Origin of the sequence: Myroides sp. 1354 (assembly GCF_030324495.1) — a bacterium.
Lineage (GTDB): Bacteria > Bacteroidota > Bacteroidia > Flavobacteriales > Flavobacteriaceae > Flavobacterium.
Genome location: NZ_JACAGN010000002.1, coordinates 147,474 through 165,226 on the forward strand (window position 1 = coordinate 147,474; position 17,753 = coordinate 165,226).

The window sequence follows — 17,753 nt, forward strand, 5'->3', positions numbered from 1 at the left end:
TCAAAGTTTTCTTCTATTATTTATTTCGAAATTACATGATTTCGAATGTACAAGGTGCAGTTTTCTTCAATGCATAATCACTTGCACCGTCTAAACGTACCTTGATATCAGAAATAACAACTACATCTCCTAGTCTTGCTTTAGAAATCGTAGCTTTCGCTCTGTCATTCATTCTATTTCCTTGAACCACCACTGATGGTTGTCCTGGAACTTGCAAAACAAATCCTGTAACTGTTAACCCTAATTCAAAATCAAAATCCTCTAATTTAGCACCGATGGTTACCACTTCTAAGTTAGACTTAGGTCCTTTCGCAGCGTACTCACCACGAACTGTACCACGAGGTGCAGGAATATCTTTAATTCTAAATACTTTTTTATCGCTTACCGATGTTCCATCAGGTAATTTACCTGTTACGTTGATTGTTACTTCTCTACCTGCTTGTGGACGCATATTATATTGTCCTGCTTTTCCACCTTTAGATAAACCAGGAGCAGAAGCTACTACTTTATCATCAGAAATACCTGCAAAAGAGATTGTCATCGGGTTTGTTACCCCACGGTAAACAACGTTCATTTTATCTGCAGAGATATTCGCTTGATTAGGCTTCGGAACTACCACGTAGTTTCCTGTAAAGTCAACTGGAATAGCTTGTCCGTCCTCCATGAAAGTAAATTTACCTTTAAATTCATGTTCTCCTACGTTTCCAGTGCTAAATCCTAAATTCACACGTCCATTATCTAATGCTTTTGATAAATCAACTTTTTGTCCATTTACGATTACTTCTGTTGGTACAGTCGATTGATCATAACGTCCTAAAACAACCATTCCTTTAAATTGTTCACCAGCAAAATAAGCTGATTTCTCAGAAATAACGATTGCTTTATAGTTGCGCATTGATGCCGCTTGACTTAATGTATTTCCTAATAATAGGTTGTAGAAGTCGTGCTCAATTACTTTTGCATCATTTTGCATCGTAGACAATTTAGTCAAAGATGCAATTGCTGGAAACCCTTGGAAGTTGTAATTTAAATAAGGCTTTACAACACCTTCTCCATCTTTTACATCAGCTAAATCAAATCTATTTTGCAATTCAACTGTGATAAGTTGATATTTTGTATCTTCTGTAAGAACAGCAGCAATATCTTTCTTATATTTTTCAATTGCAGCAATAAATTCTTCTCCTTGCGCAGAATACTTATCACCGTTAAACCAAGCTTGATCAATTACGTCTCCTTTATCCATACGCTCAGCAGGTAATTTCCCATCGATGCGTTGCTCTTCTAGAGGTTCTGTAATCATCGTTTTCACAGTAGTAATATAATCAAAAAACTCTTTTGTGATAGCCGATACTTGTTTTGCTCTTTTGTAAGGTTCTCCAAAGCGAGCTGGATCATCAGAAGCTCTCACTTCTAAACTCTCTAGCAAGCTTGTATTATTTGTCATCGCCGAAACGTTCGCCGATTCAAATTTATCGTTTACCATTCCAAAAGCTGATAAAACCTCCTTTGACATCTGAAGTGCCATCATCGCGATGAACACAAGATACATAAGGTTAATCATCTTTTGTCTAGGTGTCAATTTTGCTCCTCCTGCCATTATTTATAACTTTATATGGATTATAAATTAATTAGCACCGCGGTTTCCCATTGCAGAAAGCATTCCTCCATAAACTGTGTTTAGAGAAGACAAGTTGCTTGTTAAAGCAGACATTTGCTCTTTTAATTTGATATTATTTTCAGCAACTTCTTTGTTGATTTCAGCATTGCGAGTAGCACTCTCTAACTGAACTTTATACATTGAATTTAATGATTCCAATTGAGCTGCAGCCATTGACATTTCTTCAGCATATTTTCTAGTCGAAGCTACTGAATCAACTGTTGGAGCAATCTCTTTCGATGCTGCTTCAAAGTTTCTGATGCTTTTACTTAAACTATTCATTAACTCACCGTCAATTTTAGCTTCTTTCAATAAATCATCTAATTTTTTAGATAACATACCTTGTTCTTCTGTTGATCCACCACCAACAAATCCTACAGCACTACCACCTCTAACTTGTTGCGGTTCACCTCCTTTTAATTCAGGATATACTTTAGACCAGTCTAACTCATCATCAACTGGTTCAAAAGCAGATATTGCAAAAATAAGAGCTTCTACAACCAATCCTAAAGTTAGCATATTATTTCCATTAATTGGACCCAACTCCATGTGCGTAATTTTAAATAATGCACCGATAATTACAACTGAAGCCCCCATTCCATAACAGAAGTTCATCACTTTTTTAGGTATTGCCATAATTTTTTAATTGTTTTAATTGTTTGTCTATAATCTATAATTGTTTTGGTTCGAATTATTTAGCCATTTTTGACACGTTGCTTCTTGACATAGAACCTGAAACTGACTGTACAGTTCTAAATCCGATATAAGATCTAGCTGAATCTGCGTATTCAGAATCACGAGTAGCAACTTGTAACATATAAGCAGGGTCTCTCCAAGATCCTCCTCTAACAACTTTTAATGGCGTATCTGATCTTCTGTTTTTTGGTTTTAAACTTGACATGAAATCATACGATGATGAATCATAAGGTGAACTTGTCCACTCTGCTACGTTTCCTGACATATTGTACAAGTTATATCCATTTGGTGGATATGCACGTGCTTCTGCAGTATAAGTTGCTCCATCTGCTGCATAATCAAAACGGCTTGGCTTGAAGTTAGCCATAAAACACCCTTTTTCATCTGTAGTATAAGGACCTCCCCAAGGATACATAGCTCCTTCTAAACCACCTCTAGCAGCAAATTCCCACTCGCTTTCCATTGGCAATCTGTACTCATGTACTTCAGAAGGCAAACGTTTTGAACGTAAGAATGTGTTTTTATACAAGGTTCTCCATGCTGCAAACGCTCTAGCTTGATGCCAGTTCACACCTACTACAGGGTATTCACCAAAAGCTTCATGCCAGAAATAATCATTATGCATTGGCTCGTTGTAAGAATATTGGAATTCTTTAATCCAACGTGTTGTATCAGGATAGATCAACAACGTTTCCGTTTTTAAATGTCGGCTGCGTTTTCCGCGAGGATCATTTCCTTTGTCTTTCATTGCTCCCTCTAAATCCACATACGTGTACTTGAATTTAATTTTAGAAGCATCAAACATCCCTAATCCGTTATATGTTTCAGAAGCTGGAATGTATAAAGAGTCCATTACTTCCACATAGTATTCGTCTGGATAACGATCCACGGATACAGGTAAGTTTACTTTTTTATTTAATCTTCTACCTGCATACATATCATCGCTTGTATCCATGCTGTAGTAATTTTCGTACATATATCTTTGATAAGGCGTCATACGATCTAGATTTTCTTCATTATCTAAAAACGCATAAGCACCAATACCACCACCATCTGGAGTCAATCCCATATCATCTGCTGCGATAGCTAAACGAGTTCGGATAACCGAATCCTTTACCCAATCCACAAATTTTCTGTACTGGTTGTTTGTAACAGCAGTCTCATCCATATAGAATGAACCAACAGTTACTGTTTTTGTTGGAGCATCTTGTGCACCAAGGAAATCTTCGTTTGATTGTCCCATTGTAAAAGTCCCACCTGGAACCAAAGACATACCATGAGGCTTCGTAGTTGACCATCTCTTCCCTTCTACTCCGCCTAACAACTCACCTCGATCTCCAGTACCACAGCTGCATACCAAAGCTAAAACTGCTCCTAACGTAATGATCTTCTTCATATATTATTTAGGTTTTCTTATATACTTCTTAAAAATGTAAACGTATTCAATTATTTTTAATTTTCAAAAACAAAGCTAAAAAAAATTTAGTTTATATTTAACATATATAAATGTTAAATTTTTCAAGCCTATACTAAACTCTTTTTAAATGCTCTCCACCATCTATCAGGTAATTGCTGAGCGGTCGCCTTTTCATAATCTTCATAGCTACAAGGCAACAAAGTTCTTTTTGTTAACGTTTCGTTAACACCCCCACCCACATTCACTTCAATCCACCATCTACCAGAAATATCACTCTTGTAAAAAATCAAATTCTCGTACGCATCAAAAGGCACTATATATTTGATATAATTATCCTTACAGGCAAACGGATATTCATTGTATCGGTAATTAACCCCTTCAATGAAATACCATAGTATTTGTCCTATTAATAACGTTTCATTTGTTTGATTATTATAATTAAATATACCAAAAGTACTAACTTTATCGCTTAATCCACTATATCGCGCCAAAGAACAAATTTCTCTTCCATCAAATCCATTGGGATTATAGGTTGAAAAATTCCCTGAATCACTTGATTTTACAGCATTGATATCAACACTCACAATATCAGCATCTCGCAACACCGGTTCCGCCAGTGCAATATTATTAATAATTTCTCCAATTCTATAAGCTTCAAAGTATAAATTTTCAATTAAATCGATTTCTTCTTGAGAATTATAATACGTTTGGTAGCCTAAATTTGAGAAATTAAATAAATTATTCGGTTCTTCTAGAATAATTCGCGATATAAAACTTTCTGCAGCATATCCCCCATCTTTTGCGACATCTAATTTAGGATCGATGCAAACGAGGTTTACCATCTGTTCCAGCTTGTCGTAACCGCGATACAAAGCATAAGTTAAATCTTGACTGCCTCCTATTACTACGGGTATCGAACCATTTTTTACCAGATTCTCTATAATTGTTCTCAATAAGAAATAAGTATCCTCTAAAGATTCACCCGGTGCGATATCGCCTAAATCCGCTATACGAACATTCCAATTTCCAGGAAATAACGTATAAAAAGCTTTTCTAACTTTCATCAAATCCACCATAGTAGGTTCCGAAGCTAATCCCCTATTATCAGTCACACCAATAATAACAATCTTGTATTGCTCGTATTTATCAAAATCACCTCCAGAATGGAAATAGACTTTTTTACCTAAACTTTGACTAGGTAACCCATCGATAAAATTTCGAAATTCAACACTAACTGGATGTAAAAGTTCTAACATGCTTTCTTATTCAATTATTTCTTCGTTGTCGTTTTCTTCGCTGCTGTTTTTTTGGCAGCCGGTTTCTTCGTTGTAGCAGCTTTAGTCTTCTTCGCAGGCGTTTTTGCTTCAATCATAGCTTTTACCTCTTCCAACGTTAACGCTTGTGCATCGACATCTTTAGACAACTCTATTTTCACTTTGCCTTTTAAGATAACTGACCTTCCCCATCTTGCCTTTTCTACACGAATCCCTTCTTCTTGCCAATCGTGAATAACCTTATCTTTTTCTTTTTGAATTTTATCTTCAATCAACTCCATGACATCTTGATTTGAAAGATTGTCAAAATTGTACTTTTTATTCACGTTGATAAAGATGTTATTCCATTTCAAATAAGGACCAAATCGCCCCACACCTTTTTGTACAGGTAAGTCTTTATAAGTAGCAATTGGTCTATCTGCCTCTTCCTTCTCCTGAATAAACTCCAACGCTTTTTCAAATGAAACATCCAAAGGCTCTAGTCCTTTTGGCAAAGAAATAAACGTTTTTCCAACGCGTACATAAGGACCAAATCGCCCGTTATTCACCTCTACTTCTTCTCCTTTATATTCTCCTAGCATTTTAGGCAATAAGAATAGTTTTAACGCTTCTTCTAAGGTAATCGTGCCTATATTTTGATCTGGAGCTAAACTCGCAAATTGTTTGTTCTCATCCTCAGCATCTCCAATTTGAGCCATCGGTCCAAATTTACCTAAACGAACAAGCACTGGTTTTCCTGAAGCAGGATCCGTTCCTAAGATACGCTCTCCTGATTCGCGCTCTGCGTTTTCTTCTACATCTTTTACTGTTGGGTGAAAGTGATCGTAAAACTCACGCATCATCTTCGCCCAATCTTCTTCTCCTGCCGCAATAGCATCAAAGTCTTCCTCTACCTTTGCTGTAAAATTATAATCTAAAATTGTCTTGAAATTCTTCACTAAGAAATCGTTGACAATAATTCCAATATCGGTAGGAATCATTTTACCTTTATCTGATCCTGTTTTTTCTACTAATACTTTTTCAGTCAGAGCTGCTTGCGCTAACGTCATTACTTTGTACGAACGTTCTTTTCCTTCCGTCGTTCCTTTTTCAACGTAATTACGCGCAATAATAGTTGAAATCGTTGGTGCATAGGTCGATGGACGTCCAATTCCCAACTCTTCTAATTTCTTTACCAAAGAAGCTTCCGTATAACGAGCCGCAGGCTTACTAAAACGCTGTGTTGCCACAATCGCATTAGACAAAAGAGGCTCTCCTACTTTTAAGTGAGGTAAAATTCCTTCTACTTCTTCTTCCTCATCGTCATGTCCTTCTAGATACACTTTTAAGAATCCATCAAACAACAACACCTCTCCAGTTGCTAGGAATAGGTCGCTGTATTTATTCGCACCGATTTTAACATTGGTACGTTCTAATTTAGCATCGCTCATTTGAGAAGCCAAGGTGCGTTTCCAAATTAAGTCGTATAAACGCGCTTGATCGCGATCTAAAGGAACGGTATGCAATGCCATATTCGTAGGACGAATCGCCTCGTGCGCTTCTTGAGCGCCTTTGCTTTTCGTTACATAACTTCTGGATTGCACGTATTCTGCACCATATGATTTTGCAATTTCCGCTGCTGCTGCTTTGGTTGCTTCTTCGGATAAGTTTACACTATCCGTTCTCATATAGGTAATATACCCTTCTTCATACAAACGCTGTGCTAGCATCATCGTTTGTCCAACAGAATAATACAGCTTACGCGCTGCTTCCTGTTGAAGGGTTGAAGTAGTAAATGGCGCAGCTGGTGATTTCTTAGCGGGTTTCGTTTCTAAATCCTTAATCGCATAGTTTGCTCCTACATTAAGATTTAAGAAATCTTTCGCTTCTTGCTCACTGTTAAAAGACTTTGACAATCTCGCTTTTACAACCTTGCCTTCTGCCGTTTTAAACTCCGCCGTGATTACATAGGAAGATTCGATTTTAAATTCGTTGATTTCTTTTTCTCTCTCTACAATTAATCGAACAGCTACGGACTGAACACGTCCAGCAGATAACCCTCCTTTTACTTTTTTCCACAACACTGGTGATAATTCATATCCTACTAAACGGTCTAAAACACGTCTAGCTTGTTGGGCATTTACTAAATTATAATTAATCCCTCTTGGGTTGTCAATTGCCTTTAAAATTGCTGATTTAGTAATTTCGTGAAAAACAATGCGTTTTGTTTTATTTTGATCTAGTTTTAACTCCTCCGCTAAATGCCAAGCAATAGCCTCTCCCTCGCGGTCTTCATCGGAAGCTAACCAAACAACCTCCGCATGCTTAGAAAGATCTTTTAACTTTTTTACTACTGCTTTTTTATCACTAGAAACCTCATATTTAGGTTTGAAATTATCTTCTACATTAACCCCTATCTCTTTAGAAGGCAAATCCGCTATATGTCCATAACTCGATTCTACCTGATAATCTTTTCCTAAAAATTTCTCAATTGTTTTTGCCTTTGCAGGCGACTCCACGATCACTAAATTCTTTGCCATACTTCATTCTTTTGTGAAGCAAAAATATGTGTTTTTTCTTAATATTTCCACTTCAACCGATATAATTCATACTTTCTCTTAAAATCCTTTCCGATGATTTAAAAAATATCTACATTTTTAACGTTGATTACCAAAAAATTCTCTTTTTAACCAATCTTTTTATACAAACAGAAATTGGCTCAAAAGTAAAAAAACAAAAGTAATAAACATTACCTTCTCATTTATTTTACTGTTATCTCCTTTATGACTACCTTATATTAATGACACTCTTTTCTTTCAAAAAAGGAGATAAACTACATAAAAAACACAATTTCATTTTTATTTAGTCCATCCCTTTAGAATAAAAGCCAATTGTGTATTCCTATACGAACACAACAATGAATGACTAGAAGAGAAATCACTGAATATTTACATTATCCTTACTAATAAACTACTTTCTGACTTACTCTAAAGTTTACTAACACCTTCTTTGACGTTCTTAGGTACTTCCGTTGTAAAATCTTGATTTTAACAAAGTCCCTTATGAACTCTCTACCAACCTAACAAGGATAATCCCCTTTCTTAATCCTAAGTCAAATCCCCCTAAAGATAAATACTGCTCCAAATCAAACCTTAATAAAGCGAATCTCACAAAAACAACTGCTTACATCTTAAATATAAAGCTGTCAACTTGTCAGCAAATAAAATTAAACTATCTTTGTGACTTAAAATAAAACTCCCTTTTAAATAATCGTATGGAAAAGGTAATTGACGAAAATAAACAAGGAACAAGCTTACAGCTAGAGCAGAATAGAGACAATACCAAAAAGCTTTTTATTGAGAGCTATGGTTGTCAAATGAACTTTTCAGACAGTGAGATTGTTGCTTCCATTTTATCTGATGCAGGATATAACACGACCAATAACTTAGAAGAAGCTGATTTAGTTTTAGTAAACACTTGTTCTATTCGCGACAAAGCAGAACAAACAGTACGCAAACGCTTAGACCAATACAACCGAGTAAAGAAAAAGAACCCAGGAATGAAAGTGGGTGTTTTGGGCTGTATGGCGGAGCGATTAAAGAGTAAATTCCTAGAAGAGGAAAAGATTGTTGATATGGTAGTAGGCCCTGATGCTTACAAAGATTTACCCAACCTTTTAAAAGAGGTAGACGAAGGTAGAGATGCCATCAATGTAATCTTGTCCAAGGACGAAACGTATGGAGATATTGCCCCGGTTCGTTTGCAAAGCAATGGAGTTACAGCTTTTGTTTCAATCACTAGAGGCTGTGATAATATGTGTACCTTCTGTGTGGTGCCTTTTACTAGAGGACGCGAACGCAGTAGAGAACCGCATAGTATTATTTCAGAAATCCAAGATTTATACGAAAGAGGCTTTAAAGAAATTACCTTATTAGGTCAAAACGTAGATAGTTACCTTTGGTATGGTGGCGGATTGAAAAAAGACTTTGACAAAGCTTCTGACATTCAAAAGGCAACAGCGGTTGACTTCGCTCAGTTATTGGAATTATGTGCGACAAAATTTCCTAAAATGCGATTCCGTTTTTCAACGTCGAATCCACAGGATATGCACATGGAGGTGATTGAAGTGATTGCGCGTCACGAAAACATTTGTAAATACATTCACTTACCTGTTCAATCAGGAAGCACGCGTATTTTACAAGAAATGAATCGCCAACATACAAGAGAAGAATACATCGAATTAGTAGACAAAATCTACGCTTTAATTCCAGATATTTCGCTTTCTCAAGATATGATTACCGGTTTCCCTACAGAAACAGAGGAAGACCACCAAGATACACTGTCTTTGATGGAGCATGTGCGTTATGATTTTGGATTTATGTTTGCCTATTCAGAGCGTCCTGGAACCCTAGCTGCTCGTAAATTGGAAGATGACATTCCGGAAGAAGTAAAAAAACGCCGTTTAAGCGAAATTATCGCAGTACAAGGAAAAATCAGTTTAGAACGTACACAACGTTTTGTTGGTCAAACGGTAGAAGTTTTAATTGAAAAAACGTCAAAGCGTTCGGACTTGGAATGGAGCGGAAGAAACTCCCAAAATACAACCGTAGTATTCCCGAAAGAAAATTATAAAGTAGGTGATTTCGTAGAAGTTTACGTAGAAGATTGTACTTCTGCTACTTTAATCGGTAAGGCAGTTGGGTATTCACCGATGCAAGAAGATTAATCACCTTAAAAAATAGCACGAAAAAGTTCACTACATGGAAAATGTTCAAGCGATTAAACAACGATTTGAAATCATAGGAAATGATCCTAAGCTCAACCGCGCCATCCAAAAAGCAATACAAGTTGCACCAACGGATATTTCGGTTTTGGTAACAGGAGAAAGTGGAGTTGGGAAGGAAAGTATTCCCAAAATCATCCATTCCCTATCTCACCGCAAACACGGTAAATACATTGCTGTAAACTGTGGAGCTATTCCTGAAGGAACGATTGACAGTGAATTATTTGGACACGAAAAAGGAGCCTTTACAGGTGCAATTAGCACCCGTGAAGGTTATTTTGAAGAAGCAAATGGCGGTACGATTTTTTTAGACGAAGTAGGTGAACTTCCCCTAACGACTCAAGTGCGTTTGTTGCGTATTTTGGAAAATGGAGAATTTATTAAGGTAGGTTCTTCTCGTGTACAAAAAACGGATATTCGCATCATTGCAGCGACCAACGTCAATATGATGGAGGCCATACAAAAGGGTAAATTTAGGGAAGACTTATATTACCGTTTGAGTACGATAGAAATCACATTGCCTCCACTTCGAGAAAGAGGTGAAGATATTCATTTGTTATTCCGAAAATTCGCTTCGGATTTTGCACATAAATACAAAATGCCTCCTATTCGCTTAGATGCTAATGCGGCTAATTTTTTGATTCGCTATCGCTGGGATGGAAATATTCGACAGCTGCGCAACGTAGCAGAAGAAATTTCTGTATTGGAAACCAACAGAGAGATTACTCTGCCAATATTACAAGCCTATTTACCCAACCACGATAGACAATTGCCTTCTGTTGTACAGGGTAAAAAAGCAGAAAGTGACTTCAGTACGGAAAGAGAGATTTTATACAAGATTCTCTTCGATATGCGCAATGACATTACCGATCTAAAAAAACTAACTTTAGAACTGCTTAAACAAGACAAAGGACAAGTACAAGAGAGCAATCAACATCTGATTCAACGCATTTATGGCACTAAAAATGAATCCGTTGATTATCCAGTCAACCCTTCGGATATTTTACAGTTAGAGAACAACAACGCTCATCCTGTACACCCTTCACAACCAGTACATCCAACCTATCATCCGACGATTATTGAAAATGAAGAGGATGACGACAATTACCTCATTGCAGAAACGGTAGAAGACGAACCACTTAACCTAGAAGAGCAAGAAGTGGAATTAATTCGCAAATCGCTGGAACGCAACAAAGGAAAAAGAAAAGCAGCAGCGGAAGAGCTCGGCATATCAGAACGAACTTTATATCGAAAGATTAAACAATATAACTTATAAATGATGAAGTTGAAACCAATTCTAGTCATTCTTTTTATTACTTTAGGCTTACAAAGCTGTAAGTACTATAACTTTACAGGAACAGGAAAAATTGATGCCGATTCTTTCCAAGTGAATTATTTTCAGAATAACGCACCTTTAGTTGAACCGGGAATTGAACGTACCTTCACCTTAGCTTTACAAGATTTGATTCAAAATCAAACTAGTTTGACACTGACGAATTCCGATGCGGATTTAGTCTATGAAGGGGAAATTGTCGATTATCGCATTAGCCCGATGACAGCTACCGCTGATCAAAGAGCTGCGCAGAACCGCTTGTACATCGCCATTAACGTGCGCTTTACAAACAAGAGAAACGCTGAGGATGATTTCGAAAAGCGATTTTCCTTCTATTATGACTATGATGCAAATGCACAATTGGTAGGAGCCACATTAAATACAGCCTTGGATGAGATTTACGAGCGAATTACGCAAGATGTATTCAATGAATCCTTAGCAAAATGGTAAAATAACAACAAACATTAATTTGAATATAGCGACTTTACATACTTACTTAGCTGACCCTACTTTAATTCAGCGAACAGACATTCCAGAATTAAAACAATTATTGGAACAGTATCCTTATGTACAAGCCTTAAGAAGTTTGTACCTCAAAGCCCTGTACTCAAATGAAAGTACCTCATACAATCAAGAACTAAAAAAAACCGCAGCCTATACTTTAGATCGCGATATTCTATTCAACTTCATTGTTTCGGATAATTTTACCGTCTATACTCCGCTTACTCTCCCAGCAATGGAAGAAGTAAACACAACAAAAGAAACAGAAACGATAGAAACGGAAAAAGAACCAGAACAAAATATCAGTACTCTCCTTCAAAATATTTCTAAAGTTGCTTATGCTATTGTACAAGACAGCCCTGCTTTCACCGCTGAAATAAAAGAAGATATAGAAGAAGAGAAACAAGAAAAAGCATCGACAATTGAACCTTTTACGCCAATTGAAGAGGAGGAAATACGACCTGTTTCAGCTGTTGACGCATTAGAAGACAAACTAGAAATTGGCAAACCTTTAGCATTTGAAGTGGGAGAAAAGTACTCTTTTCAAGAATGGCTAAAATTGTCCAAACAACAGCCAATTGTCCGTGAATTGGACACAAAAAAAGAGGAAAACCAACCTGAAAAGGACGAAAAAGAGGAGATAATTGCGGAAGATGAAAAAAAATTTCAAAAAAGTTTAAAGAAAAAACAGGCTTTAATTGATAAATTCATTGAAACAAATCCTAAAATTATCCCAACAAAAAAAGCTACGGTAAGTCCCATAAATATTGAATTATCAGTACAAGAGAATACCAGTTTAATGACGGAGACTTTGGCTAAAATTTACTTGGAGCAGAAAAAATATCAAAAAGCAATCCAAGCTTATGAGATTTTAATTTTGAAATATCCAGAAAAAAGTAGTTTCTTTGCAAACCAAATATTAGATATAAAAGCGTTACAACAACATAATAGTTTATAAGCATGAACACATTTACAGTATTTTTAGTATTGATTGCTATCGTATGTTTTTTATTAATTGTGGTTATTATGGTACAAAATCCTAAAGGTGGAGGTTTAGACTCATCTTTCGGAGGATCTACTGTTGCAGGAGGTGTAAAAAACACGAATGACTTCTTAGATAAGAGTACTTGGACATTAGGAGCGGTGTTAATCATCCTTATCTTAATGTCGAGCATTAGCTTTAGTGGTGGTGCTGTTGGAGATTCTAAACTTTTAGATCCTAACGCAGAAGTGCCCGTACAGCCTGCGACTGTTCCTGCTGCTGCTAACACAGAAAACACGACAGAATCAACACCTGCAGCTGAAGCTCCAGCAACTAGCGAGACTTCAACTCCAGAAACTACACAAGAATAAGAAAGTTTTTACTTTTTACTATAGAATGCCAGCTGTCAAGTTGGCATTTTTTTTTGGCAATAGGTGCCAATACAAGGTTTGGCACACTTTGTGACTATTTATATAGCATTTAGAACTAATATAAATAATTCAATTTTATAAACTATAAACACTATGGCATTAAACATTAAACCACTTGCGGATAGAGTTCTTATTGAACCTCAACCAGCAGAAACAAAAACTGCTTCTGGTATTTTTATTCCTGACACAGCGAAAGAAAAACCACAAAAAGGGACAGTAGTCGCTGTAGGAAACGGTACAAAAGACCACAACATGACGGTACAAGTAGGCGATACAGTACTATATGGTAAATATGCAGGAACAGAGCTAAAATTAGAAGGTAAGGATTACCTAATCATGCGTGAAGATGACATCTTAGCGATTGTTTAATAAATTGAAGAAGAAGAATAAATAAAACAAGACTAAATCATGGCAAAAGATATTAAATTCGACATTGAAGCACGCGAAGGATTAAAACGCGGTGTTGACGCTTTAGCAAATGCTGTTAAAGTAACTTTAGGACCAAAAGGAAGAAACGTAATCATTGGAAAAGCATTTGGCGCACCAACAGTAACCAAAGATGGTGTTTCTGTAGCTAAAGAAGTGGAGCTAGAAGATGCGTTAGAGAACATGGGAGCTCAAATGGTAAAAGAAGTGGCTTCTAAAACCAATGACTTAGCGGGTGACGGAACAACAACGGCTACAGTATTAGCACAAGCTATTGTAAAAGAAGGGTTGAAAAACGTAGCTGCTGGAGCAAATCCGATGGACTTAAAACGCGGAATGGACAAAGCGGTTGAAGTAATCGTAAACCATTTGAAAGACCAAGCACAAGAAGTAGGTGGATCAATGGATAAAATCCAACAAATCGCTTCTATTTCGGCAAACAATGACGAATTCATTGGAGAGCTAATCGCCCAAGCATTTGAAAAAGTAGGTAAAGAAGGTGTAATCACGGTTGAAGAAGCAAAAGGTACAGAAACATTCGTTGATGTAGTAGAAGGAATGCAATTTGACAGAGGATATTTATCTCCTTACTTTGTGACCAATTCAGAAAAAATGGAGGTAGAATTAGATTCACCTTACATCTTATTATACGACAAAAAAGTATCTTCTTTAAAAGAATTACTTCCTGTATTAGAACCAGTCGCTCAATCTGGAAAACCTTTATTAATCATCGCAGAAGATGTTGATGGTGAGGCTTTGTCTACATTAGTAGTAAACAAATTAAGAGGAGCTTTAAAAATTGCAGCTGTAAAAGCACCTGGATTTGGTGACAGAAGAAAAGCAATGTTAGAAGATATCGCCATCTTAACGGGTGGGGTAGTAATCTCAGAAGAACAAGGATATACTTTAGAAAATACATCATTGGAAATGTTAGGTACGTGTAAACGTGTAAACATTGACAAAGACAATACGACTATCGTAAGCGGAAGCGGAGCATCAGATATGATTCAAAACCGCGTGAACCAAATCAAAGCTCAGATGGAAACTACAACTTCTGACTATGATAGAGAAAAACTACAAGAACGCTTAGCTAAATTAGCAGGAGGTGTTGCTGTACTTTATGTTGGAGCAGCTACAGAAGTAGAAATGAAAGAGAAAAAAGACAGAGTTGATGACGCTTTACACGCAACAAGAGCTGCAATCGAAGAAGGAATCGTTGCTGGAGGTGGAGTTGCTTTACTTCGTGCAAAGGCAAATCTTGATTCAATTAAAGCAGTAAATGCTGACGAAGAAACAGGTATTCAAATCATTGCGAAAGCGGTTGAATCTCCATTGAGAACCATTGTTGAAAACGCAGGTTTAGAAGGTTCTGTTGTTGTAGCTAAAGTATTAGAAGGAAGCAATAACTTCGGATACAACGCTAAAACAAACGAATACATCGACATGTTACAAGCAGGCGTAATCGATCCTAAAAAAGTAACGAGAGTTGCTTTAGAAAACGCAGCTTCAGTTGCAGGTATGATCCTGATCACAGAATGTGCTTTAGTTGATATTAAAGACGAAAATGGTGGTGGAATGCCAATGGGAGGCGGAATGCCAGGAATGATGTAATATCTACCCTATTATAAGAAAAACGGCTTGAAGAATTCTTCAAGCCGTTTTTTTATATGTAAGTTGTGCGTTGTGAATTTTTTTAATTGTACTTCAAAAAAATTCAATCTACGAACTCCTCTTGACTTTTTTGATTGAAGTGAAAATTAGAGAAAGTCAAGATGAATGCTATATCAAGGTTTTAACTTACTGCTACTCCATGCTCCATTTTCCCATTCAAACAAAATTCGCTCGTGAAAACGAGCTTCGCTAAAAAGGAGAAATTCAATGCGAAAAGGTTGAACCACCCAGGCAGCAAAAGACGCTGGAGTAGGCAACGCTTTTCCTTCATACTGTTGCAATAATGCAGTATAAGCCTCTTCTAATTCGGCTAGATCTTGTAAACCCTCTCCTTGTGCACTAACTATAGAAACGGCTTGACTCTCTCTGTTACGCTCCTGAAAATAACGATGACTATAAGACGAATCCAACTCCTCGATTACACCTTGTATGCGAACTTGTACATGGGTACTCGTCCACCAAAAAGCAAGGGATACCTTGTTGTTCTTCTCTACTTCTTGTCCTTTACGCGCCGTCTTACTTCCCGTAATAATGAAGCTATTCCCTATTATCTCTTTACAAGACACAAAACGACTATTGGGAAATCCATCCAAACCAATAGATGTAAAACAACAAGCAGAAGGAATTTTAACAGGGGTTACTTTTAATTCTTCTTCAAACAGTTGACGAAATAAAGAAATCGGTTCTTTCATACCTTTTTTAGATTCAAATTCATCTTGCCTAAAAATAAAAAAACATCTTTGCTTTTAAAAACAAAGATGTCATTTTTATATGAAATTCGGCTGTACTTACTTTATCAGTAAACAAATGCCTTTCGTCTCTATAGGATTATTTTACGATTTCCTTTAAATCAGCAATTGTTGCCATAGGATCTGCAGCACTAAACACAAAATTACCCGCTACAAGTGCTTCTGCTCCCGCATCTACTAAAGCTTTTGCATTTTTGCTATTTACACCACCATCAATCTCAATGATTACATTTGCTCCTTTAGCCTCAATCAGGGCTTTTAATTTGCGTACTTTCTCGTATGTATTTTCGATAAAACTCTGTCCTCCAAAACCAGGATTAACGCTCATAATCAACACTAAATCCAAATCTTGAATAATATCTTCCAAAACCGAAACGGGTGTATGTGGGTTTAAAGCAACTCCAGCTTGCATCCCCTCCGCTTTGATTGCTTGTACAGTGCGGTGTAAATGCGTACAAGCCTCGTAGTGTACTGTTAAGATATCTGCACCTAAATCTTTAAATGTTTTGATATAACGATCAGGATCTACAATCATCAAATGCACGTCTAGCGTTTTCTTTGCGTGTTTATTGATAGCCGCTAAAACGGGCATTCCAAAAGAGATATTTGGCACGAAAACACCGTCCATAATATCAATGTGGAACCAATCCGCTTGACTTTCATTAATCATTTCAATATCGCGTTGTAGGTTTGCAAAATCGGCAGCCAAAACCGATGGCGCTATTTTTATATTTTTCATACTATCGTGTTGTTTGTACAAAGATAAAAAAATCCCAAGAGGAAAGTCCTCTCAGGATTTTATAAATTATGTTATTGCTCTTTTATAGTTGCTTCAAATAATTCAGTAAAATACTTGATAATTTTAGCGCGTACTTCATCTTCATCTACGTAATTTACGCCCAATTCCACATGCAAAGAAGTCACACCTTTACCGCGAATCCCACAAGGAATAATATTGTCAAAATACCCTAAGTCCGAGTTGACATTCAAGGCAAAACCGTGCATGGTCACCCAACGAGAAGCACGTACGCCCATAGCGCAGATCTTTCTTGCAAATGGAGTACCAGCATCCAACCAAACTCCTGTTTCTCCTTCACTTCTACCCGATTCAATACCGTAATCTTTAAGTACAAGAATCATCGTTTCTTCCAACAAACGCAGATACTTGTGAATATCAGTAAAGAAGTTTTCCAAATCTAAAATAGGATAGCCTACAATTTGACCTGGTCCGTGATAAGTAATATCACCTCCTCTATTAATCTTATAAAATGTAGCACCTTTCGCTTTTAATTGCTCGTCATTGAGCAATAAATTTTCAATGTCTCCACTTTTTCCTAAGGTATACACATGAGGGTGTTCAACAAACAAAAAATAATTGGGTGTTGGCTCCTCTGTTTCCTCTCTTCTATTTTTGATTTTAATATCTAAAACCGATTGAAAGAGTTCTTCTTGATAGGCCCAAGTATCTTTATAGTCTTTTTCGCCTAAATCAATTAGGGTTACTTCTTTATTCATGTTCAAAAACTTAGCGGTTATATTTCGGATTATTGAGAATGACTAAAGCTCCGATAACCCCCGGAATCCACCCTGCTAAGGTTAAAAGAAAAACAATTAGTATGGATCCGCACCCTTTATCGTACACGGCAATAGGCGGAAATATAATAGACAAAATTACTCTCCAAATACTCATAATCACTTATTTATACCGTACAAATTTCGTCATTTTTTATGAATAATGACTATGATTTCAGTTAAACCCGCTCTTGAGATTCCCTCAAAATAGATCAATTGACTAATTAACTGACATTTGGAGAGATACAATGGGTCGTAATTTTTAAAGATTACCTATATTTG

At 36.7% G+C, this 17,753-nt stretch carries 16 protein-coding genes; 7 read left to right on the forward strand and 9 right to left on the reverse strand.

Annotated features, from left to right (window positions below):
• Positions 1-31: 31 nt before the first annotated feature.
• From porM to topA, 5 genes are all read right to left on the reverse strand, one after another.
• The gene (gene porM, locus HX004_RS03570) at positions 32-1,597 is read right to left on the reverse strand and encodes a type IX secretion system motor protein PorM/GldM (RefSeq protein ID WP_286440930.1); all 1,566 of its coding nucleotides are present in this window, start codon (positions 1,595-1,597) and stop codon (positions 32-34) included.
• Between the two features lie 27 nt (positions 1,598-1,624).
• The gene (gene porL / locus HX004_RS03575; RefSeq protein WP_286440931.1) at positions 1,625-2,293 is read right to left on the reverse strand and encodes a type IX secretion system motor protein PorL/GldL; all 669 of its coding nucleotides are present in this window, start codon (positions 2,291-2,293) and stop codon (positions 1,625-1,627) included.
• A 55-nt stretch (positions 2,294-2,348) separates the two neighbouring features.
• Positions 2,349-3,749, reverse strand: a complete 1,401-nt coding sequence (gene porK / locus HX004_RS03580) for a T9SS ring complex lipoprotein PorK/GldK (RefSeq protein ID WP_286440932.1) — start codon at positions 3,747-3,749, stop codon at positions 2,349-2,351.
• A 128-nt stretch (positions 3,750-3,877) separates the two neighbouring features.
• Positions 3,878-5,026, reverse strand: a complete 1,149-nt coding sequence (locus HX004_RS03585) for a formimidoylglutamase (protein ID WP_286440933.1) — start codon at positions 5,024-5,026, stop codon at positions 3,878-3,880.
• 14 nt (positions 5,027-5,040) lie between these two features.
• Positions 5,041-7,563: a type I DNA topoisomerase gene (gene topA / locus HX004_RS03590; RefSeq protein ID WP_286440934.1), complete on the reverse strand. Its 2,523-nt coding sequence runs from the start codon at positions 7,561-7,563 to the stop codon at positions 5,041-5,043.
• A 734-nt stretch (positions 7,564-8,297) separates the two neighbouring features.
• On the opposite strand from topA, the gene miaB reads away from it, so the two are divergent.
• From miaB to groL, 7 genes are all read left to right on the forward strand, one after another.
• The gene (gene miaB / locus HX004_RS03595; RefSeq protein WP_286440935.1) at positions 8,298-9,749 is read left to right on the forward strand and encodes a tRNA (N6-isopentenyl adenosine(37)-C2)-methylthiotransferase MiaB; all 1,452 of its coding nucleotides are present in this window, start codon (positions 8,298-8,300) and stop codon (positions 9,747-9,749) included.
• A 34-nt stretch (positions 9,750-9,783) separates the two neighbouring features.
• Positions 9,784-11,082 carry a sigma-54 interaction domain-containing protein gene (locus HX004_RS03600; RefSeq protein WP_286440936.1) on the forward strand — a complete coding sequence of 433 codons (1,299 nt, stop codon included), beginning with the start codon at positions 9,784-9,786 and terminating at the stop codon, positions 11,080-11,082.
• Between the two features lie 3 nt (positions 11,083-11,085).
• On the forward strand, positions 11,086-11,589 hold the full coding sequence (locus HX004_RS03605) for an LptE family protein (RefSeq protein WP_286441129.1): 504 nt from the start codon (positions 11,086-11,088) through the stop codon (positions 11,587-11,589).
• Between the two features lie 19 nt (positions 11,590-11,608).
• Entirely contained in the window at positions 11,609-12,598 is a 990-nt protein-coding gene (locus tag HX004_RS03610; protein ID WP_502888455.1) for a tetratricopeptide repeat protein, read from the forward strand.
• A gap of 2 nt (positions 12,599-12,600) precedes the next feature.
• A complete protein-coding gene (secG, locus tag HX004_RS03615; RefSeq protein ID WP_286440939.1) occupies positions 12,601-12,993 on the forward strand; it encodes a preprotein translocase subunit SecG in 393 nt (130 codons plus the stop codon).
• Between the two features lie 153 nt (positions 12,994-13,146).
• Positions 13,147-13,422, forward strand: coding sequence for a co-chaperone GroES (locus HX004_RS03620; protein ID WP_060873958.1), 276 nt, complete (start codon positions 13,147-13,149; stop codon positions 13,420-13,422).
• Positions 13,423-13,461: 39 nt separating this feature from the next.
• Positions 13,462-15,090 (forward strand): chaperonin GroEL, encoded by a 1,629-nt coding sequence (gene groL / locus HX004_RS03625; RefSeq protein ID WP_286440940.1) that lies wholly within the window; start codon positions 13,462-13,464, stop codon positions 15,088-15,090.
• A 173-nt stretch (positions 15,091-15,263) separates the two neighbouring features.
• Here the strand turns inward: groL and HX004_RS03630 are convergent, their stop codons facing one another.
• The 4 genes from HX004_RS03630 to HX004_RS03645 form a co-directional block, all read right to left on the reverse strand.
• Positions 15,264-15,878: a pyridoxine/pyridoxamine 5'-phosphate oxidase gene (locus tag HX004_RS03630; RefSeq protein WP_286441130.1), complete on the reverse strand. Its 615-nt coding sequence runs from the start codon at positions 15,876-15,878 to the stop codon at positions 15,264-15,266.
• A gap of 100 nt (positions 15,879-15,978) precedes the next feature.
• Positions 15,979-16,638 carry a ribulose-phosphate 3-epimerase gene (gene rpe, locus HX004_RS03635; protein ID WP_286440941.1) on the reverse strand — a complete coding sequence of 220 codons (660 nt, stop codon included), beginning with the start codon at positions 16,636-16,638 and terminating at the stop codon, positions 15,979-15,981.
• Positions 16,639-16,709: 71 nt separating this feature from the next.
• Positions 16,710-17,414: a lipoyl(octanoyl) transferase LipB gene (lipB, locus tag HX004_RS03640; protein ID WP_286440942.1), complete on the reverse strand. Its 705-nt coding sequence runs from the start codon at positions 17,412-17,414 to the stop codon at positions 16,710-16,712.
• Positions 17,415-17,424: 10 nt separating this feature from the next.
• The gene (locus tag HX004_RS03645; protein ID WP_286440943.1) at positions 17,425-17,589 is read right to left on the reverse strand and encodes a YqaE/Pmp3 family membrane protein; all 165 of its coding nucleotides are present in this window, start codon (positions 17,587-17,589) and stop codon (positions 17,425-17,427) included.
• Positions 17,590-17,753 lie beyond the last annotated feature (164 nt).

Coding starts and splice junctions, on each gene's coding strand:
- secG (WP_286440939.1), top strand. CDS start 12,601: ATGAACACATTTACAGTATTTTTAGTATTGATTGCTATCGTATGTTTT.
- porK (WP_286440932.1), bottom strand. CDS start 3,749: ATGAAGAAGATCATTACGTTAGGAGCAGTTTTAGCTTTGGTATGCAGC.
- porM (WP_286440930.1), bottom strand. CDS start 1,597: ATGGCAGGAGGAGCAAAATTGACACCTAGACAAAAGATGATTAACCTT.
- HX004_RS03645 (WP_286440943.1), bottom strand. CDS start 17,589: ATGAGTATTTGGAGAGTAATTTTGTCTATTATATTTCCGCCTATTGCC.
- HX004_RS03620 (WP_060873958.1), top strand. CDS start 13,147: ATGGCATTAAACATTAAACCACTTGCGGATAGAGTTCTTATTGAACCT.
- HX004_RS03605 (WP_286441129.1), top strand. CDS start 11,086: ATGAAGTTGAAACCAATTCTAGTCATTCTTTTTATTACTTTAGGCTTA.
- porL (WP_286440931.1), bottom strand. CDS start 2,293: ATGGCAATACCTAAAAAAGTGATGAACTTCTGTTATGGAATGGGGGCT.
- rpe (WP_286440941.1), bottom strand. CDS start 16,638: ATGAAAAATATAAAAATAGCGCCATCGGTTTTGGCTGCCGATTTTGCA.
- HX004_RS03600 (WP_286440936.1), top strand. CDS start 9,784: ATGGAAAATGTTCAAGCGATTAAACAACGATTTGAAATCATAGGAAAT.
- HX004_RS03585 (WP_286440933.1), bottom strand. CDS start 5,026: ATGTTAGAACTTTTACATCCAGTTAGTGTTGAATTTCGAAATTTTATC.
- miaB (WP_286440935.1), top strand. CDS start 8,298: ATGGAAAAGGTAATTGACGAAAATAAACAAGGAACAAGCTTACAGCTA.
- groL (WP_286440940.1), top strand. CDS start 13,462: ATGGCAAAAGATATTAAATTCGACATTGAAGCACGCGAAGGATTAAAA.
- lipB (WP_286440942.1), bottom strand. CDS start 17,414: ATGAATAAAGAAGTAACCCTAATTGATTTAGGCGAAAAAGACTATAAA.
- topA (WP_286440934.1), bottom strand. CDS start 7,563: ATGGCAAAGAATTTAGTGATCGTGGAGTCGCCTGCAAAGGCAAAAACA.